24 protein-coding genes are annotated in these 25,393 nt (G+C 39.5%); 19 read left to right on the top strand and 5 right to left on the bottom strand.

Annotation, left to right across the window (positions count from 1 at the left end; all coding sequences use genetic code 11):
* Positions 1-45: 45 nt before the first annotated feature.
* Genes LA20531_RS05165 through LA20531_RS05155 form a run of 3 tightly spaced genes read left to right on the top strand, consistent with a single transcriptional unit; the run spans position 46 to position 2,754 of the window.
* Complete coding sequence (locus LA20531_RS05165; RefSeq protein ID WP_056939600.1) at positions 46-1,179, top strand: YibE/F family protein; 1,134 nt, start codon at positions 46-48, stop codon at positions 1,177-1,179.
* Positions 1,176-1,961 (top strand): YibE/F family protein, encoded by a 786-nt coding sequence (locus LA20531_RS05160; protein ID WP_056939601.1) that lies wholly within the window; start codon positions 1,176-1,178, stop codon positions 1,959-1,961. The genes LA20531_RS05165 and LA20531_RS05160 overlap by 4 nt, the downstream gene beginning before the upstream one ends.
* Positions 1,933-2,754 carry an alpha/beta hydrolase gene (locus tag LA20531_RS05155; protein ID WP_056939602.1) on the top strand — a complete coding sequence of 274 codons (822 nt, stop codon included), beginning with the start codon at positions 1,933-1,935 and terminating at the stop codon, positions 2,752-2,754. The genes LA20531_RS05160 and LA20531_RS05155 overlap by 29 nt, the downstream gene beginning before the upstream one ends.
* Positions 2,755-3,349: 595 nt before the next feature.
* Here LA20531_RS05155 and LA20531_RS05145 read toward each other — a convergent pair.
* Positions 3,350-4,171 (bottom strand): helix-turn-helix domain-containing protein, encoded by an 822-nt coding sequence (locus LA20531_RS05145; protein ID WP_056939603.1) that lies wholly within the window; start codon positions 4,169-4,171, stop codon positions 3,350-3,352.
* 55 nt (positions 4,172-4,226) lie between these two features.
* A complete protein-coding gene (locus LA20531_RS05140; RefSeq protein WP_056939604.1) occupies positions 4,227-7,241 on the bottom strand; it encodes a TIM-barrel domain-containing protein in 3,015 nt (1,004 codons plus the stop codon).
* Positions 7,242-7,397: 156 nt separating this feature from the next.
* Between LA20531_RS05140 and nagA the strand changes: the two genes are divergently transcribed.
* Positions 7,398-8,552, top strand: coding sequence for an N-acetylglucosamine-6-phosphate deacetylase (gene nagA, locus LA20531_RS05135; RefSeq protein ID WP_056939605.1), 1,155 nt, complete (start codon positions 7,398-7,400; stop codon positions 8,550-8,552).
* A 388-nt stretch (positions 8,553-8,940) separates the two neighbouring features.
* Here nagA and LA20531_RS05130 read toward each other — a convergent pair whose 3' ends face one another.
* The gene (locus tag LA20531_RS05130; protein ID WP_056939606.1) at positions 8,941-9,417 is read right to left on the bottom strand and encodes a nucleoside 2-deoxyribosyltransferase; all 477 of its coding nucleotides are present in this window, start codon (positions 9,415-9,417) and stop codon (positions 8,941-8,943) included.
* Positions 9,418-9,537: 120 nt separating this feature from the next.
* Here LA20531_RS05130 and LA20531_RS05125 point away from each other — a divergent pair, with 120 nt between their 5' ends.
* Positions 9,538-10,041 carry a PTS sugar transporter subunit IIA gene (locus LA20531_RS05125; protein ID WP_056939607.1) on the top strand — a complete coding sequence of 168 codons (504 nt, stop codon included), beginning with the start codon at positions 9,538-9,540 and terminating at the stop codon, positions 10,039-10,041.
* Between the two features lie 3 nt (positions 10,042-10,044).
* Here LA20531_RS05125 and LA20531_RS05120 read toward each other — a convergent pair whose 3' ends face one another.
* Entirely contained in the window at positions 10,045-10,848 is an 804-nt protein-coding gene (locus LA20531_RS05120) for a tyrosine-protein phosphatase (protein ID WP_056939608.1), read from the bottom strand.
* Between the two features lie 144 nt (positions 10,849-10,992).
* Here LA20531_RS05120 and LA20531_RS05115 point away from each other — a divergent pair, with 144 nt between their 5' ends.
* From LA20531_RS05115 to phnE (LA20531_RS05095), 5 genes are all read left to right on the top strand, one after another.
* The gene (locus LA20531_RS05115) at positions 10,993-11,478 is read left to right on the top strand and encodes a universal stress protein (RefSeq protein WP_056939609.1); all 486 of its coding nucleotides are present in this window, start codon (positions 10,993-10,995) and stop codon (positions 11,476-11,478) included.
* A 353-nt stretch (positions 11,479-11,831) separates the two neighbouring features.
* A complete protein-coding gene (locus LA20531_RS05110) occupies positions 11,832-12,761 on the top strand; it encodes a phosphate/phosphite/phosphonate ABC transporter substrate-binding protein (RefSeq protein WP_056939610.1) in 930 nt (309 codons plus the stop codon).
* A 29-nt stretch (positions 12,762-12,790) separates the two neighbouring features.
* The gene (phnC, locus tag LA20531_RS05105) at positions 12,791-13,564 is read left to right on the top strand and encodes a phosphonate ABC transporter ATP-binding protein (protein WP_056939611.1); all 774 of its coding nucleotides are present in this window, start codon (positions 12,791-12,793) and stop codon (positions 13,562-13,564) included.
* A complete protein-coding gene (phnE, locus tag LA20531_RS05100; protein ID WP_013436995.1) occupies positions 13,564-14,355 on the top strand; it encodes a phosphonate ABC transporter, permease protein PhnE in 792 nt (263 codons plus the stop codon). The genes phnC and phnE (LA20531_RS05100) overlap by 1 nt, the downstream gene beginning before the upstream one ends.
* The gene (gene phnE / locus LA20531_RS05095) at positions 14,355-15,167 is read left to right on the top strand and encodes a phosphonate ABC transporter, permease protein PhnE (RefSeq protein WP_013436996.1); all 813 of its coding nucleotides are present in this window, start codon (positions 14,355-14,357) and stop codon (positions 15,165-15,167) included. Before phnE (LA20531_RS05100) ends, phnE (LA20531_RS05095) begins: the two co-directional genes overlap by 1 nt.
* Positions 15,168-15,214: 47 nt before the next feature.
* Here phnE (LA20531_RS05095) and LA20531_RS05090 read toward each other — a convergent pair whose 3' ends face one another.
* Positions 15,215-15,787: a DNA-3-methyladenine glycosylase I gene (locus LA20531_RS05090; RefSeq protein WP_056939612.1), complete on the bottom strand. Its 573-nt coding sequence runs from the start codon at positions 15,785-15,787 to the stop codon at positions 15,215-15,217.
* Between the two features lie 150 nt (positions 15,788-15,937).
* Here LA20531_RS05090 and LA20531_RS05085 point away from each other — a divergent pair, with 150 nt between their 5' ends.
* The 9 genes from LA20531_RS05085 to nrdG all read left to right on the top strand — a co-directional run bounded on the left by LA20531_RS05085 (position 15,938) and on the right by nrdG (position 25,347).
* Positions 15,938-16,423 carry a hypothetical protein gene (locus LA20531_RS05085; RefSeq protein WP_014565506.1) on the top strand — a complete coding sequence of 162 codons (486 nt, stop codon included), beginning with the start codon at positions 15,938-15,940 and terminating at the stop codon, positions 16,421-16,423.
* A gap of 55 nt (positions 16,424-16,478) precedes the next feature.
* Positions 16,479-17,876 carry a metallophosphoesterase family protein gene (locus LA20531_RS05080; RefSeq protein ID WP_056939613.1) on the top strand — a complete coding sequence of 466 codons (1,398 nt, stop codon included), beginning with the start codon at positions 16,479-16,481 and terminating at the stop codon, positions 17,874-17,876.
* A gap of 117 nt (positions 17,877-17,993) precedes the next feature.
* A complete protein-coding gene (gene asnB / locus LA20531_RS05075) occupies positions 17,994-19,943 on the top strand; it encodes an asparagine synthase (glutamine-hydrolyzing) (RefSeq protein WP_056939614.1) in 1,950 nt (649 codons plus the stop codon).
* 21 nt (positions 19,944-19,964) lie between these two features.
* Positions 19,965-21,233, top strand: coding sequence for a carboxylate--amine ligase (locus LA20531_RS05070; RefSeq protein WP_056939615.1), 1,269 nt, complete (start codon positions 19,965-19,967; stop codon positions 21,231-21,233).
* Positions 21,234-21,349: 116 nt separating this feature from the next.
* Complete coding sequence (locus LA20531_RS11135) at positions 21,350-21,508, top strand: hypothetical protein (protein WP_156399024.1); 159 nt, start codon at positions 21,350-21,352, stop codon at positions 21,506-21,508.
* Positions 21,509-21,583: 75 nt separating this feature from the next.
* Positions 21,584-22,063 carry a BspA family leucine-rich repeat surface protein gene (locus LA20531_RS05065; protein WP_082589000.1) on the top strand — a complete coding sequence of 160 codons (480 nt, stop codon included), beginning with the start codon at positions 21,584-21,586 and terminating at the stop codon, positions 22,061-22,063.
* Complete coding sequence (locus LA20531_RS05060) at positions 22,011-22,346, top strand: hypothetical protein (protein WP_056939617.1); 336 nt, start codon at positions 22,011-22,013, stop codon at positions 22,344-22,346. Before LA20531_RS05065 ends, LA20531_RS05060 begins: the two co-directional genes overlap by 53 nt.
* 108 nt (positions 22,347-22,454) lie before the next feature.
* Complete coding sequence (gene nrdD, locus LA20531_RS05055) at positions 22,455-24,650, top strand: anaerobic ribonucleoside-triphosphate reductase (RefSeq protein ID WP_056939618.1); 2,196 nt, start codon at positions 22,455-22,457, stop codon at positions 24,648-24,650.
* Positions 24,634-25,347: an anaerobic ribonucleoside-triphosphate reductase activating protein gene (gene nrdG, locus LA20531_RS05050; protein ID WP_056939619.1), complete on the top strand. Its 714-nt coding sequence runs from the start codon at positions 24,634-24,636 to the stop codon at positions 25,345-25,347. Before nrdD ends, nrdG begins: the two co-directional genes overlap by 17 nt.
* The last annotated feature ends 46 nt before the right edge of the window (positions 25,348-25,393 follow it).

Genomic DNA, 25,393 nt, shown 5'->3' with positions numbered 1-25,393 from the left:
TTTTGTTTTACAGTAAAAGTATCAAAGAAATAGGAAGTTGTAATAATGAAGCATAAATGGAAAAAACGCTATACTGCAGCGATTATCGTTGCAGTAGTGGGAGCAATTTTTACGGTTTTGACCTACTTTGCAACAGACATCTATCATAAGGATGAAGTAGCACTTATTACAGATACCCAAATCAAAGATACGCTGATCGAAAAGAACGAAGACGTTTATAAGAATCAGGATCAAACCAGACAGCAAATTTTGCACTTGAAGATTTTGTCAGGTAAGAATAAAGGGGAGACGTACACCACGAAAAACGTGTACTATCCTTCACAGCTGACGACTCAGAAGTTCCGGCCGCGGCAACGAATTTTCGTGAACATCAAAAAAGGTGATCCGGCAATCGTAAATCCTAAACGTGATTGGGTATTGGTGTTAGTAGTTACGATTACTTTGACCTTGATGGTGGCTGTATCAGGTAAGCATTCAATCTCACTGGTGGTTTCGATGATCCTCAGTTGGATTACCTTTTACTTGATCATTGTTTGGGACGTTCATTTAAATGGTGCACACATCATTTTATTGTTTGGCCTAGCCGACATTATCTTCTCATTCGTGAGTCTATTAATTGTGCAAGGCTTTAATAAAAAGATGCTGGCTACGTGGCTGGCCACACTGCTCGGAGTATTCGTCTCCTTTGCCTTGTGCTATGTCATTATGAAGTTAACCGGCGAATCTGAAATGAAGTATGAAACTGGGGACTACGCAACGCAGGATCCACGTGGATTGTTTTTAGCCCAAACCTTGATCGGAATTTTGGGTGCGGTAATGGATGAAGCAACGGATATCATTTCTAGTTTGTACGAATTGATTCAAACGAAGAAGGATATCACAACGAAGCAATTGATCCAGAGTGGTCGTACCATGGGACAAGAAATCATGGGGCCATTGATCAATGTTTTGGTTTTGATTTTCATCGCTGGAGCCTTGCCTGAGACGATTTTGTACTTGCGGGACAATAACACGTTTGCATCTACTTTCGGCTTTACGTTGTCGCTAGGAGCCACACAGAGTGTAATTTCTGCGATTGGGATTGTCTTGACGGTCATTTTTGCGACGGGATGTAGTTTATTCTTCTTGAAGAATAGAGATTGGAAGAGTTTGTTTAAAAAAGAAGGTGAGAATAAATGAGTACGCTAATGGCGTTAATCATCGTTTTAGCAATTTTGATGATGATTGTCGGCGGTGAAACTGGAATTCGTAGTTTCTTTAGTGTTTTGATTAACACCTTGCTACTGATCTTGGTAGCGATGCTGATTTCATGGGGAATCAATATTGCAATTTTGACGTTGATCTTCATTCCGCTAAAACTAGTGACGATCATTTTCCTAGGAACGCACGATTATACTGTAGCGAAAAATTCATTCTATTCTGCCTTCTTGGTCTGCTTGATCGTGAGCTTGTTTATCTGGGGCTGCCAATATTTGGCACAAGCTGCAGGACTTGGACCAGAGGCAGGAGAACTGCTGGTAGGTTTGTCACAGATGCCAGGCTTGAGTTACCCAATGATCGCGGTAACTGTAGCCATCTTCTCAACTCTAGGTGCGATTGCGGAAGCAGCCGTAGCGATGAGTTCAGGTTTGCTTGAAATTAAGAAGCACAATCCTGATATTGGCAAAGAAGAGTTAATGAATAGTGGTACGGCGATCGGTAACGACGTTTTAGGTACAGCCATGAACACTATTTTATTCGGAATGTTTGGTAGTTTCTTATCCTTGTTCTTATGGTATTTCCGCTTAGGTTATACACCAGGTGAAGTCGTTAATGAAAAACTTTTTGTTAATGAAGCATTAATTATCATGTATTCTTTAATTGGGGTTATATTAACTGTACCTCTTTCATCATTTATGTTATCTAGAGGAATGGGTAAGAAAGGACTGAAACATGAAGATAGAAAATCTGACGCTAACTAATTTTAATCAGCGTGAATTCAAAATTCATACTTACGTGCTGGATCAAAATCCGGAGCTGGTGGAACAAAAACGTCCTTTGGCAATTGTGGTTCCGGGCGGCAGCTTTGAACACTTGTCTCAAAGAGAAGGTGAGCCAGTTGCTTTAGCGTTTAACAATGAAGGTTTTAATAGCGTGGTAATGGAATATAACTTAGTGCACGATGAGGGCAAGATTTATCCTGATGCGGGTCTTGATGTTTTATCAACTGTAAAGTTCTTTAGAGATCATGCGGAAGAATATAATTTAGATCCTGAACGCATTTTGACAATTGGTTTTTCAGCTGGTGGACATGTTGTCAGTGTAGCCAACAATATGGCAACTAGTCCTTTGTATCAAAAAAAATACGGTTTTGAAAAAGATGATGTATTACCTAATAAGACGATTTTGGGATATCCACTAATCAATATTGAAAAGATTGGTTTTCCTATTCCAGAAGATCAAAAGAATAAGATGCCAGAAGAGAAGGATCTTTTGGATAGTGCATTAGGTGTTACACGTGAAACACCAGATACATTTATCTTCCAGGCATGGGATGATCCGGTTGTTTTGATCGGTAATTCGATCGAATATCTTGGTGCTTTAAACAAAAATAAGGTACCAACTGAGGCGCATTTATTTAATCATGGTTATCATGGCTTTTCTTTGGCACGACACAATGTGCAGACTAAGGGCCGTGAATGGCAAGAAAATCCGCACGCAGCTCATTGGTTTAATTTAGCAATGGAATGGCTGAAAAGTGAGTGGGGAGAATAATTTAAGTTATGATAATTTGCTAAAGCGCCTTTACAGGCGCTTTTCTATTTGAAAGATACTAGCAAGAGATACATGAAAAGAAAATAAGAGAAGCTAAAAAATCCTCAGCTGATTAATAATCAACTGAGGAAAAATTTTTTATTTTAGTTTTGATTTATGCGATTTTCTTTTCTTAATTAGATTAAATATCCATCCAATAAAAAAGAAAAGGCTGATCAACACAAATTGTGTATCAATAGAATAGGCGAACCATTTAAAATTAAAAACTAAAGTCATAGCCAACCAAACGCAGTAAATTGCTTCGATTGACAAAATTATGCGATTGATTTTCCGATTTTTTAGAATTGCGTGATAAATATCATGATTATGCATAAAATTCATCTACTTTATTAGGACAATATTAGGACCAAAATTATGTTCTTTTTATTCATAGACATAATCTTGGTCTCCTTTTAAAACTAATTTAAAATTACCGGTAATGTATAAATCATGTAAAAAACCTCAATTTGTAACGTAGATTACTATGTAATTATTAATCGATTTAATTATTTTATCTTTCTTTTTTTATAAAAGAAATGTAATTTCATATATGAAATTAATTGGGCAATCTTTGAGCTAAGTTAGTTAAACCGTATGTAGCTAAAATATTTTTTATTTCTTCGGCTTGGTTAAAGTCAGATTTGAATAAATATTTATAATATTTGATCAAAAACTGGTATGTAAATAATTCAGGTATTTTTGGTAATTTATCTAAAAGATTAAATGCTTTTTGAGCCGCTGACTTGTTTTTATTTTGATAACAAATATATAAATAGTTGATACAAATACCGGCAACTCTATCTTGAGTTAAGAAATCTTGATCTCGAATATCTTGATATCGTTTAAATATCGAATTTGTTAGTAAAGAAATTTGATCAAAGTCAAATACTAACATTGATTGTTCTAAAAGATGGAGAGTAGTCGGACTTTCTGTCCAATTATCACGTTTTATAAATTCATTTATAATTTGTTTTTTGAATTTGGGATCAAGCTGATTTTCTTTCTTTTCTAAATAAATTAATGCAAGATTCGTTCTTAACTTAAGATCTGTGGCATCGTGTAATTTGTTTATTTTGTTAAGCAGCTTTTTTAATTCGTCTATATTGTTATCATAGTATGCTGCCATTACTTGTTGTGACAGTATAGTTTGTAAATTTCCTTCGTCATCATTATTGTAATCTGGTAAAATCTTGATGATAAAATCACTTACATTAATGTGATTAGAGGTGAGTAAAAGAAGAGTAGTTGATAAATTAATTTCTTGTGTTCCTTTTTCTATTCGAGAATATTGTGCTGCAGAAATAATATCTCCAATAAATTCTTTTTGTGATAATCCAATTTCTTGTCTGTAGTTTCGTAATGCTTCTGATATTTTCATAATGTATTTTTAAGTAAAAATAGGCTCTCATCATGAGAGCCTATTTGATTTCTTATTAATCCTTCTTTTCTCTGAAGAAGATAACTTCCTTAGAAGCTACAAATGGACCAGATGACTTATAGACCTTCAATCTGATTGCCTTAGCAGCCACATCACGTAAGCCCACAACTTTATTCTTGCTGTCGGACTTCCAAGTGAGACGTTCGCCATAAGGCTTAAAGTTGACACCATCCGTTGAAGTTTCAACGCTAACCTCAACCGGGTCACCTTGATGATCAATCTTGCGAGGTACCCAAACCATGCGACTTAAATGCTCTAATTGGTTAAACTTGAAGTTCAATTCAAGTGGTTCATCTTCACTTACGCCATTAACTGTTTTCCATTCGCTAGCTAATTTCAAATCGGTCAAATATTCAAGTGGGTGGTCTTTTTGACTGGTTAAATTGCTAGTGACCTTGATATTGTTAATCGCATAATTCATTGGGTCCGGCTTAGTAATTGCGCCAAATGGATCTGACCATTCAGAAACCTTATTACCTGCAACGTAACGCAAACGCAATGTGTAGCGAGTATTTGGTACCAATTCATGGAAGGTGAATGAACTGCCATCAATGCCATCATGCAAAATACCATTGACTTCGATTTGAACTTTATCAGTCAATTGTGGCCAAACAACCGTCAATGAGTGTGAGCTGATCTTATCAGGATCAACTGCTGGTTGTTTTGGTGAACGAAGCAAAGAGTCAGTAATTGCGTGCACCAAAGTTTCGTTACCATATCTAAAGTTGCGGATGGTAATTTCAATCTTAGAATCAGTGATGTCACGCTTAGCCAACTTAATTTGCAAAGCCGTTTGCTTCTTTTCTTGGTATTGATCAAATTCAGGCATCCAGCTGTAGTTGGTGTTGAAGAAGAAACCTTCCTTTGCGTGGGCAAAAGTATCAACTGTGCCATATTCTTGCATGTTGATGACTTGATCATTGATCTTAACGGTTAAACCATCAGGATAGCCGTCACACATGATGTTCAAGTTAGTTGTATTTTCCGTTTGGAAAGTACTGAAATCACCTTGAGTTGGATCAATCGTAATAGTTAACTTGCTTGCTTCAAGATCACTGCTGATTTGGGTAGAAACATGGTTTCTTGAGTAATCGTTGTAGCCATTATCATCGTAAGTAACCATTTTGCTGTGGCCTTGTGGGTAAAGGACGTAGTTGCGTTCACCTAAGTCAAAGATTGAACCGCCACGAACAAAGACAGGTAAGTGCCAAGATGGGTAAGATTGCTTGTTGTAAACTCGGCCACCCAAGTATTTCTTACCGTCGAACAAGTCAACCCACATTGTGCGGTGGTTTGGCAAGTAGAGGTTATCTTTTCTAGAATTGCCGTTGCCATCTTCACGACCATTAACGATTGGTGAAATCAGTAAGTTAGGTCCAAGCATGAATTCATGACCTACTTGAGGCGTGTAGTTGATTTGTTCATGTGGGAATTCCAAGAAGAGTGGTCTCATAATTGGTTCACCCACTTGTGCGCAGTAAATCAACGTGTACATGTAAGTGCGAAGTTGTTCACGCAATTTCAAGTAAGCACGATTAATTTGAGTCATCTTGCTGTTATAAGTAAATGGCGTCTTACTGAATTTGCCTTGGTCATCCAAATTAAAGAGTAGTGGAGTGAATGCCTTCCATTCAAAGTCACGGATACTGATTTGGGCATTGCCGCCACCAGCGGTACCGTCAACTGCACTACCGATTAGAGGCTGGCCTGAAAGACTAGAACCTAAGAAACCGGCAACTTGAGTTGGGATATTTTCCCAATTGCCGCCAATATCGCCAAAGGCTAAAATAGTTCTGCTTTGGCTACCAGCAATTCCCGTATTTGAGAAAATAAGCGGACGCTTGCGCTTTAAGTTATCACGCAAAATAATCGCATCATCTTTTAAAGTCTTAGGATTGCTGCTGGTTGTTTGAATAAAGGGAGTATCTGGAGCTGTCTTAGGCGTTTCGTCGCCACTCCAAACACCGGCATTAACGTCGCGGCTAGAAGCATAATCGCTAAAGCTGGTCATTGCTTCTGGGTTAACGTCTTGAATTTCGTAGTTAGGCACAATCCAACTTAACTTGAAGTGTTGCTTCTCATAACGATCAACCATCGCACGAGCAGAGAATTGATATTCTTCTTCGCCATTTAAAGAAGCCTTACCGTTAGAATCTTCCGGATTATCGGTTCTAGTGTAGTAGTTGCCATCTTCAAAGACGGTGGCGTTTCTTTCCTTGGCTTCGCCAGGTTGCCAAAGCGTGGTCAAAAAGTTGCCGATGTGGCCCAAACCTAATGCGTACTTAGGTGGCATCAATGGCTTGCCAGTCAAAGTGTAGTATTTAGCCAAAATATCTTTAGGAGAATTGCCCAAAAGATAGAAGGTATCAAACACGTTAGTGTTGTGCTTCAAGATCGTGGCATCAGCTTCAGTTTTACCGAAGTCATAGCTACCAGTTGATTCAGTGTTGCGCAATTCACCAAAACCTGAGTTAGCCCAGAAAAATGGGATTTGGCTTAGTACGCCGCCTTTACCCGTAATCTTGTCACGCTTAATTTCGATGACCTTGCCTTTATGACTGAAGTAGCCATTTTGCATACCGCCACCAAAGTAAAATTCATTCTTATGTTGCTTCAAAATCTCAGTTGTTTGATTTTGATCGAGCTCAAGCGGACTAAGCTGCATTACGCGGTTGCGGTGCAAAGTCTCATCAAAAATATTCATCACGGCTGGTTTTTGCTGAAAAATAAGCTGGTAATTGCCAGATTGAATAATTAATGAATCGCTAGTAGCCTTAGGCTTAGATTTTTCAAAGTAACTATTATCAAATTGAGCCAGGTCAACAAAAGAGGAGTGATTCTCGTCAAAATTTTTAGCAGGATCAAGGAAATAACGGAATATTCCCTCAGCTAAAATATAAAGACGAGCAACTTCTCCAGTGGAATAATGGAGTTCATAATAATGATCACGTTTATTAGCACCGATAAGCTGACCTAATTGGTGTCTTTCTATTTGAGTATTTTGTGTCATATTGCTTTCTTCCTAATTTTACTTGTTACCTTATATTATAACGAAAAAATAGAAAACTTTTTGTTCAATTATATTAAAACTGGTATTGACCAATTTTATCGGATATAATAAAGGTATTGAAAGCGATTATTATTTTTTTGAAGAGAGAAGATACATATGACTTATTACATTCATGCAGACAAGTTTTTCTTAGAAAACAGAACAGAAAATGGCGGTTATCTTGAAGTTCAAGACAACGGCAAGTTTGGCTTTTTCTATCCTGAGTCTAAAAAGCCAGAAGGTAAGATCGTTGACTACAAGGGCAAGTGGGTTGCTCCAGGTTTAGTTGATACTCACATCCATGGTTCACTTCGTGAAGATGTTATGAAGAGTGACTGGGAAGGCATCAACAAGATTTCTAATGGTCTTCTTAGCGCAGGTGTAACCTCATGGCTGCCAACTACAATCACTGCCGGTAGCGATACTTTGACTAGAATCTGCAAGATGTTCGCAGACCACAAGGGTCAAGAAACTGGTGCCAAGATTCAAGGTATTCACTTTGAAGGACCTTTCTTTACTGAAGAACACGCTGGTGCTGAAAACCCTAAGTACATGATGGATCCAGACATCAACGAATTTAACAAGTGGCGCGATGCTTCAGACAGCATGCTTTGCAAGATCTCAATGGCTCCTGAAAGAAAGGGTTCAAAGGAATTTATCCGCGAAGCTGTTAAGGAAGGCGTAGTTATTTCATTAGGTCACTCAAGCGCAACCTTTGAAGAAGCAGTTGAAGGCGTTGAAGCTGGTGCAACTATGTTTACTCACACCTTTAACGGGATGCCAGATCCAAGCCACCACACTCCATCAATTTCAAACGCTGCAATGGCTTTGAACAACGTAACTGACGAATTGATCTGTGATGGTCACCACGTTCAACCATCAATGGCTAAGGCCTTGATCAATGCAGTAGGTCCAGAACACATTGCTTTAATCACCGACTGTATGGAAGCTGGTATGATGCCAGATGGTGACTACATGTTGGGTGAACTTCCAGTTTACGTAAAAGACGGTATGGCTCGTCTTAAGGACGGCGACAACTTGGCTGGTTCAATTTTGCAATTGAAGCAAGCTATCAAGAATGTCGTTGATTGGAACATCGTAACTCCAGAAGAAGCAGTAATGATGGCCAGCTACGTTCCAGCTAAGAGTGCTCACATCTTAGACAAGTGCGGTACTATTGCTCCAGATAAAGATGCCGACTTCTTGATCTTGAACCCTGATATGACTTTGAGTGAAACCTACATGAATGGTGAATCAAGATACAGGGCTTAATTAGTGATAAAAGATATAGAAAAATGGCGTTAGAAAGCTAACGTCATTTTTTTATAATTATTTTTATGTAAGCGTTTTTAATTTTGGGAAAAGGTGGTATAGTGTTGGTGAAGAGAAAAATAATTACTAGTTGAAAGGTTTGTGATACCGATGGGCATTGTAAATTGAACAGTAATAATTTCTCACCAAGTGACGAATAATTAATATAAGTGGTCCGGACCTTGTAAGGTGGACATAGAGTAATGATAATTTGGCAGTCGCTTGAAGAATGTATGTAATCTGTAGTAGAAAGACAAAAGATACATGACAAATTCTAATAAAAAATGACCTCTCGTAATACAAGTGAAATTGCGAGGGGTCATTTATTTTGTCTTTTTTATTTTTTCAATTAATAGACAGCGCCATCGTAAAAGTTGAAGCGAGGTCTGTTAAAGTCGAAGTCTTTCAATTCGCTGATCTTGATTACGTTGTCGCAAACGCCCCAACTCATCAAGTTGATTGGCTTACCATAGTCTTCGTCAGGGATGACAAGCAAGATGTATTTACCTTGAGACAATGCGTAGCCAAGTTCCATCCCAAGGCCAACATCTTCTTCTTCAGGTAAATAAACACCGAGCATTACGTCTGAAGACTTAATACCAACTAAGTCATTGTGGTAGGTAGCAGATGCCCATTCAATATCGTGTAAATATTCTGGGTGTTCATCAACGCGGATGCCTTTGTATTGGTTATCAAGTGGTACGTAACTGTTTTCTAAGTCAACAGTAGGGTTCTTCTGTAAAGCCTCCATGGCTTCTTTGTAAGCCTTGTTTTGCTTTTCGTTGAACCAACCAGCACCGAAATATAAAGTCTTTGTTTTTGTCATGATATTCTCCCTAAAAAATAAACAACTATATAAGTTAACTTTATCATCTTTTTGGTTGAAAAAAACGTCTTGTTAACTTATGGTGAAAATGTTAATTCCACATTTAGAGAGGAAATTTCAATGACTAATTCAAAAAAACTTTTCGCACCTAACGCCGTCTTCGTGTCAGACCAGCCTAAGCAAGATTTAGTGTTAAAAGAAGTCTACGACAACTTGCTTGAACAAGGCTACGTAAAGGGCAACTTTTTATCCCACATTGTTGAACGGGAGCACAATTTTCCTACAGGTTTAGACACTTCAACCTTGGGTAAAAATATTCCTAATATCGCAATTCCGCACACGGAAGGGGAGTTCGTCAATACCAGACTGATTGTTCCAGTTTCATTGACTACCCCAGTTGTTTTTCACAATATGATTAATCCAGAACAACCGCTTGAAGTAAAATTTTTATTCATGCTGCTAGACAATGATCCTGATGGTCAAGCCGAATTGTTGGCCAGTGTTATGGACTTTTTGGCCGACACGCCAGCCAATGAATTGCGCGAAGTTTTTAACTTCACCGATCCGCATGCAATCTATGCTTTTTTGAAGCAAAAATTTGAGGACAGAGAAAAAGAAGACTAAAAATTAGTCTTCTAAGTAAATATCACGTAATTCCATGATGTCGGCACTTGAAAGCTTCATGACATCACGCAAGTAGTCGTTGATACTGCCGTATTCGTCGTTTAAAACTTTGACTGCGTGGTCAAGGTATTCTGCACGAACGCTTTGGATATCACGAATAGATTGCAAAACATTTTCGTTACGACCATTTTGACGGGCATGTTCGATCATGCTGTCAACGAAGTCCTTAGTCGTGATGTTGGTTAAAAGGTAGTCTTTCTTGATAGTGCTAAATGGTACGCCAAGTGCACTAAGAGCAAGTAAAGCACCAAAACCGGTTCTGTCTTTACCAGCAGTACAGTGGAAGATTACACTTTCGCCATCGACAGTATTTTTAAGCAAAACGTCGAAGAACTTGCGGTAAGCATTTTGGGCAGATTCACTTTCAATCATGTCTTCGTATGCGTAGTGCATATGGTTGAAACCGAAGTCTGCATCATCATGAGCTTGCTTGTTTAAGTCGTTTAAACTCTTGGATGAATTGGTCAAGTCTTCGCTAAAGACGGGATCGTAGATGTATTCTACGCCATCTAGCACACGGTCTGGTTGGTTATCAACTTCTTGTTTACTACGGAAGTCGACATCGTATTTAACACCGTAATCAGTTAAGAATTGCTTGTCGAATGGTGATAAATCGGCTAAGTTACCAGTTCTTAGTAATTTGTGCATCTTGATTTTCTTGCCAGACATGGTTTCGTAGCCTCCAAGTTCGCGAAAGTTACGGCCACTGGTGACGCCGATTAATTGATTAGTTAATTTTTTAGTCAAAAATTGCTCCCCTTTCCTTAATCTATTCATGAACAATATTTTATCAACAAAACTCACACTAAACAATTATTTAGAAAGTAACGGCTTACAAAATTATGCTAAAATAAGAATTAAGTATTAATGCATTTTTAGGAGATGAAAATTATGGCAAAAGAAAGCATTTTAGTTCCAGTAGATGGTTCAGAATCAGCTGAAAGAGCTTTTGATAAGGCTGTTAGAATCGGCCAAAGAGATGGCGCTCATGTTGATGTATTAAACGTAATCGATACACGTCAATTTATGGGTGAAATGCAAGATACCTTGATTTCTGGCGACACCATTTATCAAATGACCCAAGACTCTGAAGAATACTTGAAGAGCTTGAAGAAATGGGCACATGACAACTTCAACTTTGATGATGTTGATTACCACATTCGTTATGGTAGTCCTAAACGAATTATTTCTTACGACTTCATCAAGGACCACCACGATACTTTAATCGTAATGGGTGCTACAGGTTTGAACGCCGTTGAAAGAATGTTGATGGGTTCAGTTACTGAATACGTAAACCAACACGCTTTGGCTGATGTTTTGATTGTTAAAACCGATATGGCCAACAATCCAGTTAAGCCAACTATTAAAAAGAACTAATATAAGAATAATCGTCAAATGATCCTAAAGTCATTGGCGATTATTTTTTTGAAAAAAGTTGCAAAACACCTTGATAGAACACGAATGTTTCTGGTATTATTTTATAAAATGAACGTGGAAATGTATTAAGGGGGAGTGAAAGACAGTGTTTATGCAATCAGAACAATTTATCGTAATGAATGATGTGTCTTTTGCTCGAAAAGACGTTTTTTCTGTTCGTTTAGTTATTAGAAACGTTATCAATTAGACTTAATTATTGATCGTCTTTGGCGACCCGTAATTAAGTCTTTTTTTGTGACGTTGGTAGTTTGTTTTATCACTATTTTTTATGTTTATGGAGGACATAAATTAAGATGAAGAGATTTAGAAGAATCTTGGTAGCAGTAGTTGCTCTTCTTGTAGCAGTAGTCGCAACTGCCTGCTCAAACAAGAGCAATAGTTCTAAGGGCGGCTATACCCCAAAGTCATTGACTATTCAATTTGTGCCAAGTCAAGCCGCAACTAAGTTGCAAGCTCGTGCAAAGCCTCTTGAAAAGATGCTTTCAAAGAGATTGGGTATTCCTGTTCACGTTTCTATGTCAACTGACTACAACACTGTTGTGGAAGCTATGAAATCAAAAAAAGTTGATGTAGGTTTCCTTCCACCAGATGGTTATGTTTTAGCTCACAAGCAAGGTGCAGCTGATTTGCTTTTGCAAGCTGAACGTTACGGCGTTAAGCAACCAGGTGGTAAAGCAACTAACCAATTAGTAAAGAGCTACCGTGCAGAAATCCTTGTTAAGAAGGGTTCAAAGATCAAGAACTGGAAAGACTTAAAGGGTAAGTCAATCTCAGTTCAAAACCCAACTTCAACTGCTGGCTACGTATTCCCAGTTGCTGAACTTAAGCAAAAGGGTTTGGACGTAACTAAGGATTGTAAGTTGGTTACTGTAACTGGTCACGACCAAGCTGTTTTGAACGTCTTAAACGGCGATACTGATGCAGCTTTCGTCTTTGAAGATGCACGTAACATCGTTAAGAAGGACAATCCAAAGATCATGAGTCAAGTTGTTCCAATTTACTTTACTAGGCCAATTCCTAACGACACTATCTCAGTAATTCCAAGTATGTCTAAGTCATTCCGTAAGAAGCTTGCTAAGGCATTCATCGCTGTAGGTAAGTCAAAGGAAGGTAAGAAGGTTATCGAAAGCGTATATAGCCACGAAGGTTACGCATACGCAAAGGATAGCGACTTCAACATTATTCGTAAATACGACAAGATTGTTGAATCAACTAAGAAATAATAATTCAAATTAAGGGAGTTAACGATTAAATGGCAGATAAGCCAATGATCCAATTAAAAGATGTTTCCAAGATCTACGACAACGGTACTGTCGGTTTAAAGGACATCAACCTAACTATTAATAAAGGCGAATTCGTAGTAGTTGTTGGTTTGTCTGGTGCTGGTAAGTCAACTTTGCTGCGTTCAATCAACCGTTTGCACGATGTTACCTCAGGCGATATTTTGATTGACGGCAAATCAATTACAAGTGCCAAGGACAAAAATTTGCGTGAATTACGTCGCGATATTGGTATGATTTTCCAGAACTTTAACTTGGTTAAACGTTCTAGCGTTTTGCGCAATGTTTTGGTAGGCCGCGTAGCTTACTACCCAACTTGGAAGACTACTTTTAACTTATTCAGTAAAGAAGATAAACAAAAGGCTTATGAAGCTTTGCAACAAGTTGATTTGGCCAATAAAGTTTATGCACGTGCTGACGAGTTATCAGGTGGTCAACAACAACGTGTAGCGATTGCGCGTGTACTTATGCAAAATCCAAAGATCATCTTGGCCGATGAACCAACTGCATCACTTGACCCACAGACTTCAGTGAGAGTCATGAACGACTTGAAGATGCTTAATGAAAAATATGGCATGACCGTAGTTGCTAACTTGCACAGTATCGAACTTGCACAACAATTTGGTGAACGAGTAATCGGTATTCGTGCCGGTCAAGTGGTTTACGATGGCAAGATGAAAGATACTCCTAAGTCTGTCTTCACTAATATTTACAATGGTGGTAACGGCAGCGAGGAGGAAGAATAATGCCTGAACAAATAAATCAATTGCCTAAGCGCAAGTTCAAAGTCATGAACTTGGTTTGGACAATCATCATGATTGCAGGACTATTTATTTCAATCAACGTCACTAACACGCACATTAGCGTCTTGTTTGAAAACTGGGACCAATTTGCTGATATCTTCGTGCAAATGTCTCACCCAGACTGGAGCTACTTGAACGTTGTTTGGCCTAAGTTGATTGAAACCATCAAGATGGCTGTTTTGGGTACGGTAATTGGATCTGTTGTTGCATTTATCTACTCATTATTGATTGCCCGTAATATTGTTAAGAATAAGGCTGTAACTGGCGTACTTCGTGTCATTATGAATATCGTCAGAACTATTCCTGACTTGCTTCTTGGTGCGATCTTCGTAGCTATCGTAGGTATCGGCCCAGTTGCCGGTATCTTGGCTTTGGCAGTCTTCACCTTTGGTGTGGTTGTTAAGTTGTTCTACGAAGCAATCGAAACCATTGATCCAGGTCCAATTGAAGCTTTGACTGCTGTAGGTGCAAACAAGCTGCAAATTATCCATTACGCAGTTATGCCACAAATCATCACTTACTTCATCTCATATGTTTTATACGCATTTGAAATCAACGTCAGAGCATCAACAGTCCTTGGTTATATCGGTGCCGGTGGTATTGGTCTTAACTTGCAACAAACTTTGCAAGTCTTCAATTACGCTCAAACTGGTACGATTATCATCGTTATCATCGTAGTTGTTGTTTTGATCGACTATGTATCATCTAAGTCACGGGAGGCGTTAATGAAATAATGGATACTACAATGAAAAAATTACCCGCTAAACCCGTTGACCGTAAGAAACAAGCAGCGCATTGGCTGATTGCGATTGCGACTGTTGTAATTATCGTTTGGTCATGTACCGGCATTAACTTCGGTGGTATTAAAGCTACTGCTGGTCAAATTGCTGGTGCGATCTTCGCCGGCATTTTCCATCCGGACTGGAGCTATGTTTACAATGGCTCAGGTGAAGACTTGATCTCACAATTATGGCAAACCATTTGTATCGCTTTCTTAGGTACATTTATTTCCGCAATCATTTCATTGCCATTTGCCTTCTGGGCAGCTCACACTAGACACAAGCATTGGTACACTTCGAGAATCGGTAAAATTGTTTTAGCAATTATCCGTTCATTCCCTGAAATTGTTCTTGCTTTGATGTTCATCAAGGCCGTGGGCCCTGGTTCTGCAGCCGGTGTTTTGGCATTAGGTTTCCACTCAGTTGGTATGCTTGCCAAGTTGTTCTCAGAAGCCATTGAAAACTTGGAAGAGGGACCAAACGAAGCTGTGATCGCAGCCGGTGGTTCTAAGTTCCACGTAATCATGTTTTCAACGATGCCTAACTTGATGCCAGCTTTGATTTCTAACACCTTGTACCGTTTTGATGTTTCAATTCGTTCTGCATCTATCCTTGGTTTGGTAGGTGCCGGTGGTATCGGTTACCCATTGATCATTGCACTTCAATATCGTCAATGGGACCGTGTAGGTATCATCTTACTTGGTATCATCATTATGGTTGTCATTATTGACTGGATTTCAGGTTGGATCCGTAAGAAGTTAGTTTAATTGTTAATGAACTCAAAAAGAGCGAAGATAATTCTTCGCTCTTTTTTCTATGCCAGGTATTTGAAATTGCAGCGCTCTAAATGATCGTTGATTAAGCCGATCGCTTGCAGGTATGAATAAACGATAACTGGCCCCACAAAGAAGAAGCCGTCTTTTTTCATTTGCTTAGAAATCTTCTTGGAAAGATCGTTTGAAGCAGGGACATCATCAACGGTTTCGGGATGATGCATGATTTGGCTAGGGATGAAATTTTGCAGGTATTTGGCAAAACTGCCATGTTCTTCTCTTACTGCTAAAATTGCTCGCGCATTTTTAATTGCGGCGTTTATTTTCAAATGGTTACGAATGATGCCCTTGTCCTGCATGAGCATCCCCGCATCGTAATCGGTCATCTGCGCCACTTTTTCCACATTGAAGTCTTTGAATGCTTTTCTAAAATTCTCGCGTTTATGCAAAATCGTGCTCCAGCTCAAACCTGATTGGAAAAGTTCAAGCACCAGCATCTCATAGAGATATTTCTCATCTAAATTAAGCTTGCCCCATTCGTGGTCATGGTATTCTTGCATTGCCTTGTCTTTAACGTCGCCCCATGGACAGCGGCTAATAATTTGATCGTTCATATTTTTCTCCTCAATCTATATTTTTACCCTACATTATTTATTACGCAAAAAATACCAATTTTTTTCTAAGAAATTTTATTTTTATGCATGAAATAGGGGCCTAAATAGCTTTTTTTGTTATAATTAGGGTTGAATTTTAAGGAGGATCATATGGAAAAATTAGATACCATGATGTTGGCTGACGATTTAGCCTTATCACAAGACAAGATTTTGAATGGTGAACAAGACTTTGATGCCGAAGCTGTTTACAAGGTGATCGACAACTTAGGCGTTTTAAATAATCCGATCAAGGATTATTTCGATATGACCGAAGAACAATACTACGAAGCAGAAAGCGATCATAAATTAACTTTGATTAAGATGGCAAACAAGTTAACTGATTTGCATGATCGTATTTTAACGAACCACGTTGACGGCTACGTTGATAAGGACGAAATCAATTTAACTTACAACCATGAAGATCCATATGAAGATGATTTATACGACCCAGCAACTGATTACCGGGTTATTGTGTACAGCTTGAAGGTTATTGGCGCAGTCCAAGCAATCGCTGCCAAGGATTTACAAGAAGTATTATCTAAAGACGCTGTATTATCAATAGGACTTGCTGCTTACGCTTTAGCACACAACGCATAATTTATTTGAGTCGGTTCGTATTGGGCCGGCTTTTTTTGTCTTTGAGGCGAAAAGAATGAATCTTTTTAAACAAACAAAAGGGATAGTTGATAGGATCATCGGAGCAAAAAAGCGTTCCGCAATCGAGAAAGGAGGGGGCTTGCTCGATCCGATGCAAAAATACACGACCATTGGCGAATACCATGTGGGACCAGAAGATGGTACGCCTGATGGCAAGAAGTTTGTCTTGACCGTTTATCAAGACAAGGATGGTGTTTTGCATCAAGGCTTAAGCTCTGAGAATACAGCAGAACTCGCACCAGAATACGTGCGTAAATATAATGAAAAGCTGGGGCGTTTTCGTGCTTTCCGAAATAAAAAGACGGGCCGTCGCTATTTAGTAGAAGATTATCTTGATGATTTTACCAATGAAGTAAAAAAGCATATTCGTGAGGGTAGAAACTCAGTGAATATCGGCGTGATTACCGATACCCACTTTAAAGACAAGGATAGTATCGATTTTTACGGCTGGAATGGTTTGCAGCACGTACAAGAATTTTCTTACCTTGAAAAATCAGGTTTGCTTAACATGAAGGCCCACCTAGGTGATTGGATCGATGGCTCTGATGCTGGTATACTTGGTGAAAGCGAACTGATCAAGTTAAACAATTCGTTTAAGTCTGCTACGCTTCCTTACTTAAATATTAAGGGCAACCACGATGAAAATGATAAGTTTGACGAGCAACATGATTTGAAGGCTTCATTCCCAGAAAATGAGTTTGAAAATATCATGTGGCCTGACATGTACCGGCAAAAGAATATCCATTATATTTCACGCCAACATGGTGTAGCATATTTTGACTTCGATGATATCCGCGTCATTTCCGTTAATACGTCGGATTTGCCTTATGTTTTGAATAATAAGGGACAAAAGAAATACGATGCCAAGATTACTTTGGCCGTGCGTGAAGACCAAATTGAAGAGATCATCGAAATTCTGACTAGATCATCAAACAAGAAGATTATCTTCATGAGCCATGCCAACCCAATTAACCGCAAGGGCAGTAACGCCCTTAAATATAACGGTAGATCTTTGCATGAATTGCTCGTTGCCTTTAATCAAAGAGAAAAGGGCCGCATGCATGCTAGCGATGGTGAACCAGCAGAATTCCGTTTGTCCAATGACTTCGACTTCACGCACGTAAAGAATGCGCGCATCATTGCCTACTTCTGCGGTCACCGTCACCGCGAAGATCAATATCGCATCAATGGTATCCAATATATTCTGTTTAATTGCTCAGCCTTAATGGGGCCAAAACATTCTTTAACAACCAAATTCAATAAGAACTTGAAGCGGCAGATCGACCACAGCAATGAAGCGGCCGGTTATATCGTTAACGTTGATTTGAAACGCCACCGCATTCAAGTCTTTGGCTATGGCGCTGCCGCAAGACGGCGAGTATATTTTATTTAGTTAAAGAAGAGTAAAGCTATTTGGCTATTACAAGTGTTTAGCTTATAATAAAAAAGTTAACGTAGAAAAATATGTATAGATAAAGTAGAGAGAATTTAGCTTAGGGGAAGTTTAAATATGTGCGGAATTGTCGCATTTTATGATCCAAAAATAAACGAAAAACAAGCCGTTATTGGCAAAATGATGGCTACGATCAAGCACCGTGGACCTAGTTCCGACGGTTACTACACTAACGATGAGGTTGCCCTTGGTTTCAGAAGATTGTCAATTATCGATCTTCGTGGGGGTACGCAACCTATTTATAATGAAGATAAAACTAGAGCAATTATCTTTAATGGTGAGATTTACAACTTTAAGCCATTAAGAGAACAATTAATTAAAGCAGGCCACACTTTCACTACCAAGGCCGATACTGAAGTATTGCTTCACGGTTATGAAGAATGGGGCATGGATGGTTTACTTAAGAAGGTACGTGGTATGTTTGCCTTCCTTATCTGGGATGACAACAACAAGACCCTTTATGGTGCACGTGACTTCTTTGGTATCAAGCCAATGTACTACAGCAACCAAGATGGCCACTTGCTTGTTGGTTCAGAACTTAAGAGTTTCTTGGAATATCCAAAGTTCAAGCGTGAATTGAACGTTGAAGCTGTTAAGCCATACCTCATGAACCAATACAACGACCTTGAAGAAACTTTCTTTAAGGGTGTTTACAGATTCCCAGCAGGTCACTGGTTCGAATACAAAGATGGCGAAATGAAGACCCACCAATACTGGGATGCTGAATACAAGGAAAACAGCTTAAGCTTTGAAGAAACTTTGAAGCGCATCAACGATGACTTGAAGGAAACTGTTGACTTGTACAGAAACGCCGACGTTAAGGTTGGTGCCTTCTTGTCAGAAGGTATCGACTCTTCATACTTGACCACTTTGCTTAACCCAGACGACGTTTTCTCAGTAAGTTTTGACGACTCAACTTACGATGAAGCTTCAAAGGCTAAGGCTTTAGCTGACATCAACCACTGGAAGTTCTTCAGTGACAAGGTTGACGCCGATGAAGCTATGCGTGATTTCCCAGAAATGCAATACCACATGGATGAACCTGATGCCAACCCATCAATCATCCCACTTTGGTACTTGTGTAAGTTGGCTCGTAAGCACGTTACTGTTGCGCTTTCTGGTGAAGGTGCCGACGAATTGTTTGCCGGTTATGTTAACTACGGGATGCACACCCATAATGATTTGATCAAGGTCTTCACTAGCGAACTTAAGAAGTTGCCTAAGAATAAGCAAGTTAAGTTGGCTCACAAGATTAAGAAAATGCCTAACTTCCCAGGTAAAGTTCACATGTACACCAATTTGGCTGAACCAAGTGAATTCTACGTTGGTCAATCAGTAATTTACGACATGGATTACCCAACTATCTTTACCTCAAAGGATGCCAACAGCATTTTGCAGCCAACTTACCGCAACAAGTTGACTGTTAACGGCATTTACCAAAAGGACTTCAAGAAGGTTAAGGGCATCGACAACGTTAAGCAAATGCAATACATCGATTTGCACCACTTCATGCTTAACGATATTGAACAAAAGGCCGACAAGATCTCAATGGCTCACTCACTTGAAGTTCGTGTGCCATATCTTGATAAGAAGATCGCAGAATTAGCTAACTCAATCCCAACTAAGTACTTGGTAAACCGTCATGATACCAAGTACGCACTTCGTAAGGCTTCAGAAAAGGTATTGCCTGACGAATGGGCTAAGCGTCCAAAGCTTGGTTTCCCAACGCCAATCAAACAATGGCTTAAGGAACCACGCTTCTACAAGCAAGTACGCAGCTTGTTCGAAGAAGAATTCGTAAATGATATCTTCGATCAAAAGAAGATCATTAAGCTTCTTGATGACAACTACGAAGGCGATGGCTCACACAGAAGACAAATCTGGGTTATCTACACCTTCCTTGTTTGGTACAAGTTGTTCTTCGTAGATTACGAAAACACTGTTAAGAAGTACCAACATGTTCAACCTGAAGTTGCTAATTTGATTAAGCAAGGTAAGTTACTTTAATTTAGGGGATTATTGAAGATAATGACTAAGAAATTTACACCAATTTTACTTGGTAGTGACATTAACGTTTATGGTATGGCTCGTTCATTCAACGAAGCATATGGCATCAAGGTTAAGGCAATGGCTGATGCCCAACTTGCCGCAACCCGTTATTCAAAGATTGTTGACGTAGAACTTCACCATGGTTTTAGCGCAGATCCAACTTTTATGGATGTTATGCGTAAAAAGATGGAAATCTACAAGGATCACAAGGAACCAGTAATTTTGATTGCTTGTGGTGATGGTTATGCGGAACTTCTTTCAAAGCACAAGGAAGAATTGAGCAAGGTATTTATCGTACCTTACATCGATTACGACTTGCTTGAAAAGTTAATTTCTAAGGAAGGCTTCTACGAAGTTGCCGAAGAATATGGTTTGCCGTATCCGAAGACTAAGATCATCACTATGGATGATTACAAGTCAGGCAAGTACACTGATGTGCCATTCCAATTCCCAGTAGAACTTAAGCCAGAAGACCCAGTTTCATGGCTTAACTGCCAATTCGAAGGTCGTAAGAAGACTTTCACCATCCACGATGAAAATGAATTCAAGGATATCGTAGGCAAGATCTACACCAATGGTTATACTGAAGACCTTATTTTGCAAGACTTCATCCCTGGTGATGACTCAAACATGAGAACCTTGAATGCTTACGTTGACAAGAACCACCAAGTTAAGATGATGTGCTTAGGTCACCCATTATTGGAAGACCCAACCCCACAATCAATCGGTAACTACATGACTATCTTGCCAGCATACGACGAAAAGTTATACGAACAAGTTCAAGCCTTCCTTGAAAAGTTGAACTACACTGGTATGGCTAACTTCGATATCAAGTACGATACTCGTGACGGCCAATACAAGTTCTTCGAAATCAACTTGCGTCAAGGTCGTTCAAGCTTCTACGTAACTTTGAACGGTTACAACTTGGCTAAGTGGTACATCGACGATTACGTTGAAGACAGCTTGAAGGATAAGGACACCGTATACGGCAATAAGTTGAAGTCTAAGCACGTTTTATGGATGGGTGTACCAGTTAAGATCTTTAAGGAATACGCCTTTGAAAACGAAGCTAAGGACACTGCAGAAGAATTAATTCACGAAGGTCGTTATGGTACTACTGTCTTTTACGACAAAGACCGCAACTTTAAGCGTTGGCTTTTGATGAAGTACATGTTCCACAACTACTACGCTCGTTACAAGAAGTACTACGAAGTAAACAAGGGTCAATACTTCAAGAAAAATAAGTAATTGAATATTTAAGAAAGCTTGGAAGTTATTTCCAAGCTTTTTTATTTTTGTTTCTATCTTTGGAATAAATAATTGGTTATATAATGACAATGAATTTTTTCAAGGAGGAAAAAAGGATGAAAATTAAAAAGTTAGGTATTATTGCGACAGCAGCTATTATGGGGATTTCTGTTGCGGCACCAGCTACTAATGTACAAGCTAGCCCATATTCAGATGCCTTTTGGGGTTCTTTTAATGGTTATTTAGCCGGAAGAGCAGTAAATATTAATGACTGAGACTATGGTAATTTAAGCGATGGCAATGTTGAAGTAAAGACAAAGACTGGCGTTACCTATGTTGGCGATGTAGTCATTCCAAACACTGCTGATTTATCTTATGCCTTTGCTAGTTCAGGTACCTTGCAGAAGCTTGATGTTGGTGCTTTGGATACAACTGGCGTCGATAGGATAGCTCAAACTTTTGCGATGGATCATAATTTGGTTGAAATCGATGGTTTGGAAAATTGGGATGTTTCTAAAGTAACTAATTTTACTTCTAATTTCTTAAGTGATTATAAGATTCAATGTTTGGTTAACTTAAGTAACTGGGAAATTCAAGATAATGCTCATAGAGGTACTGATGTTTTTGGCAAAGATAATGCCCAACACTACTTATACAAAGTAGAAATCAACGGCCAAGTTGTTGAAACACTTCCAGTTAAAGCATTTAACTCTGCTGAAGAAGCTGTAAACGAAATTCAAAAGCATTTGGGTGAAATTGCTACTAGCAGAAACTCCTGTGACTCCGGCTCAACCAACCACGGCTCCAGTCAAACCAGAAAACAAGCCTAACAAGACTAAGGACAACGGTAAGACCGTCAAGCCACACGCAGAAAATGCAACCAACAGACATGGTAGAAAGTACGCTCCAGCAGCTGCAGTAAAGAACACTACTAAGCCACAAGGTACCGTATTGAATAACACACAAACCAAACAACATCCTCAAGCAACAGCTAAACCACAAGATGTAGTGTCAGCTAACAAGAAACAAAATCAAAAGACTTTGCCACAAACAGGTGCTAAAAAAGTTGGGAAAAATTTCTCCCAACTTTTTTTCGTGCTCAAAATCTCTTAACAGCAGCCTTTTGCTAAATACAAGGTATAGATGTCTTTATACGTATAGAATACAAGATATTGTGTTTTATGGTAAGATTGATTCATAGATTTAGAGAGGTTGATCTTTATGTTAAAGCAAGAATTGGAGCAAAAGCTAGAAACACCAACAATGTTCGTTAAGCGTGACGGCTCTAAATATCCGTTCGAATTATTCAAATTGGAAATGGTTATTCACGCTCTCGGCTTAGATGATGTTAAGACAATTATTTTAAGCAAGATTATGGACAAGCTTGATGATGACACCGTAACGGCACAAGATGTTGCGACCGCATTTAGACAAAGCTTGAATGAACTGGGCTATATTGAAGCTGCCAAAAAGTATGTTGCTTACCGCAAGCACGACGTCGCCGAATGGGAAAAACAAATTGATACTAAGAGCCGTTTGGAACGCTTAGTTCATAAAGACCCAACCATCGTTAACGAAAACGCAAATAAAGATAGTGATGTCTTCAGTACCCAACGTGATTTGACCGCTGGTACAGTAGGTAAGACCGTTGGTTTGACCATGATGCCTGAACACATCGCTAAAGCCCACCTTCGCGGCGACATTCACTGGCACGACTTAGACTACACGCCACTTTCACCAATGTCTAACTGCTGCTTGATCGACTTCAAAGAAATGCTTACCAACGGCTTCAAGATTGGTAATGCCTACATGGAAAGTCCTAACTCAATCGGCGTTGCTACTAGTCAAGTTGCCCAAATCATTACTAACGTTGCTTCAAGCCAATACGGTGGTTGTTCATTCGACCGTGCCGATGAAGTTTTAGCTCCTTTTGCTCAAAAGAACTACGAAAAGCACTTAAAGGATGCTAAAGAATTAATTGACGATGAAGAAAAAGCAGATGCTTTTGCTAAGAAGCGTACCAAGAAAGACATCTACGACGCTATGCAAAGCCTTGAATACGAGATCAACACTATGTTCTCAAGCCAAGGTCAAACACCATTTACTAGCTTGGGCTTCGGTCTTGGTACTTCTTGGATTGAAAAAGAAATCCAAAAAGACATCTTAAGAATCAGAATTGCTGGTTTGGGTAAAGAACACAGAACTGCTATCTTCCCAAAGCTGCTCTTCACTCTTAAGAGAGGGCTTAACTTGCACCCAGGCGATCCTAACTACGATGTTAAGAAGCTTGCCATCGAATGTTCAACCAAGAGGATGTACCCAGACGTTTTGAGCTACGACAAGATTAAAGAAATCACCGGCTCATTCAAGTGTCCAATGGGTTGTCGTTCATTCTTACAAGGTTGGAAGGACAAGAACGGCAAGGAAGTTAACTCAGGCAGAATGAACTTAGGTGTTGTCACTGTTAACTTGCCAAGAATCGCTATGGAAAGTCACGGCGATATGGACTTGTTCTGGAAGATCTTCGACGTTAGAATGCAAACTTGCCACGAAGCCTTACAATTCAAGGCTCACCGCGTAACCGAAGCTAAGCCAGTCAACGCACCAATCCTTTACCAATACGGTGCATTTGGCAAGCGTCTTTCAGAAGATGGCAACGTTAACGACCTCTTCAAGAACGGGCGTGCCACTATTTCCTTGGGCTACATCGGCCTTTACGAAGTAGGTACTGTCTTCTACGGTTCCGATTGGGAACACAACAATGAAGCTCACGACTTCACTGTTGAGATCGTTAAGAAGATGCATGACTTATGTGCTAAGTGGGAAAAGGACGATCCTAACCACTACCACTACAGCTTGTACTCAACTCCAAGTGAAAGTTTGACCGACCGCTTCTGCAGACTTGATACTGCTAAGTTCGGCAAGGTCAAGGACATCACTGACAAGGAATACTACACTAACTCATTCCACTACGATGTTAGAAAGCACCCAACTCCATTTGAAAAGTTGAGTTTCGAAATGGATTATCCAAAATACGCTGCCGGTGGTTTCATCCACTACTGCGAATACCCTAACTTGAAGCAAAACCCAGCAGCTCTTGAAGCCGTTTGGGACTGGGCTTACGACAAGGTAGGCTACCTTGGTACCAACACCCCAATCGACAAGTGCTACAAGTGTGGTTTCGCCGGTGAATTCAAGGCTACTGCTAAAGGCTTCCAATGCCCAGTCTGCGGCAACCACGATCCACGTACCTGTGACTGTGTAAAGAGAACCTGCGGCTACCTTGGTAATCCTTTGAAGAGACCTATGGTTCACGGTCGTCATGAAGAAATTGCTCACAGAGTAAAGCACATGACCATGGGCTTGGTACGCGAAGAAGCTGAAGAGGAAATCGAAGAAAATGCCAAAGAAAGATAAAAACGATCAAGAAGGCCCTGACATTCGAAGCAGTTTGATCAAGGTTAATATTGATGGCGATACGGTATTTGTTGACTCAAATCAATATAAGCCTCAGGTCGATCATGCAAAGAAGTTGCTTAAGCAAAGGGCAATGCCAAAGAACCCTAAGCCGCAAGAATGGAAGAGCGAAGAACATAGTTTGCACAAGATTGCGGACTACAAGCCATTCAACTTCGTTGATGGTGAAGGCGTAAGATGCAGTCTTTATGTATCGGGATGTTTGTTTGATTGTCCGGGCTGCTACAACTTGGCTGCGCAGAACTTCAACTATGGTCAGCCTTATACGCAAGATCTTGAAGACAAAATCATCGAAGATATGTCACAACCTTATGTCCAAGGTTTAACCCTTTTGGGCGGCGAACCATTCTTGAACACCTGGGTTTGTTTAAAAATTATCAATCGGGTGAGAAAAGAATTCGGTCATACCAAGGACATCTGGTCTTGGTCCGGCTACACTTGGGATGAACTGCAAAAGGAAACTCCTGATAAAAAAGAGATGCTGTCAAAGATCGATATCTTAGTTGATGGACGATTCCTTGAAGCAAAGAAGGATTTGACCTTGCAGTTTAGAGGTTCAAGCAACCAACGAATTATCGACGTGCCTAAGTCATTGAAGACTGGCAAAGTTGTTATTTGGGACAAATTGCAAAGATAGATAATAGATAAAAACAAGGGGTAATTGTAAAATTAGATTTACAGTT

This window comes from Lactobacillus amylovorus DSM 20531, from assembly GCF_002706375.1.
GTDB classification, from domain to species: Bacteria; Bacillota; Bacilli; order Lactobacillales; family Lactobacillaceae; genus Lactobacillus; species Lactobacillus amylovorus.
The sequence above is the reverse complement of the archived record's forward strand: the minus strand, read 5'-3'. Positions and strand labels throughout refer to the sequence as shown.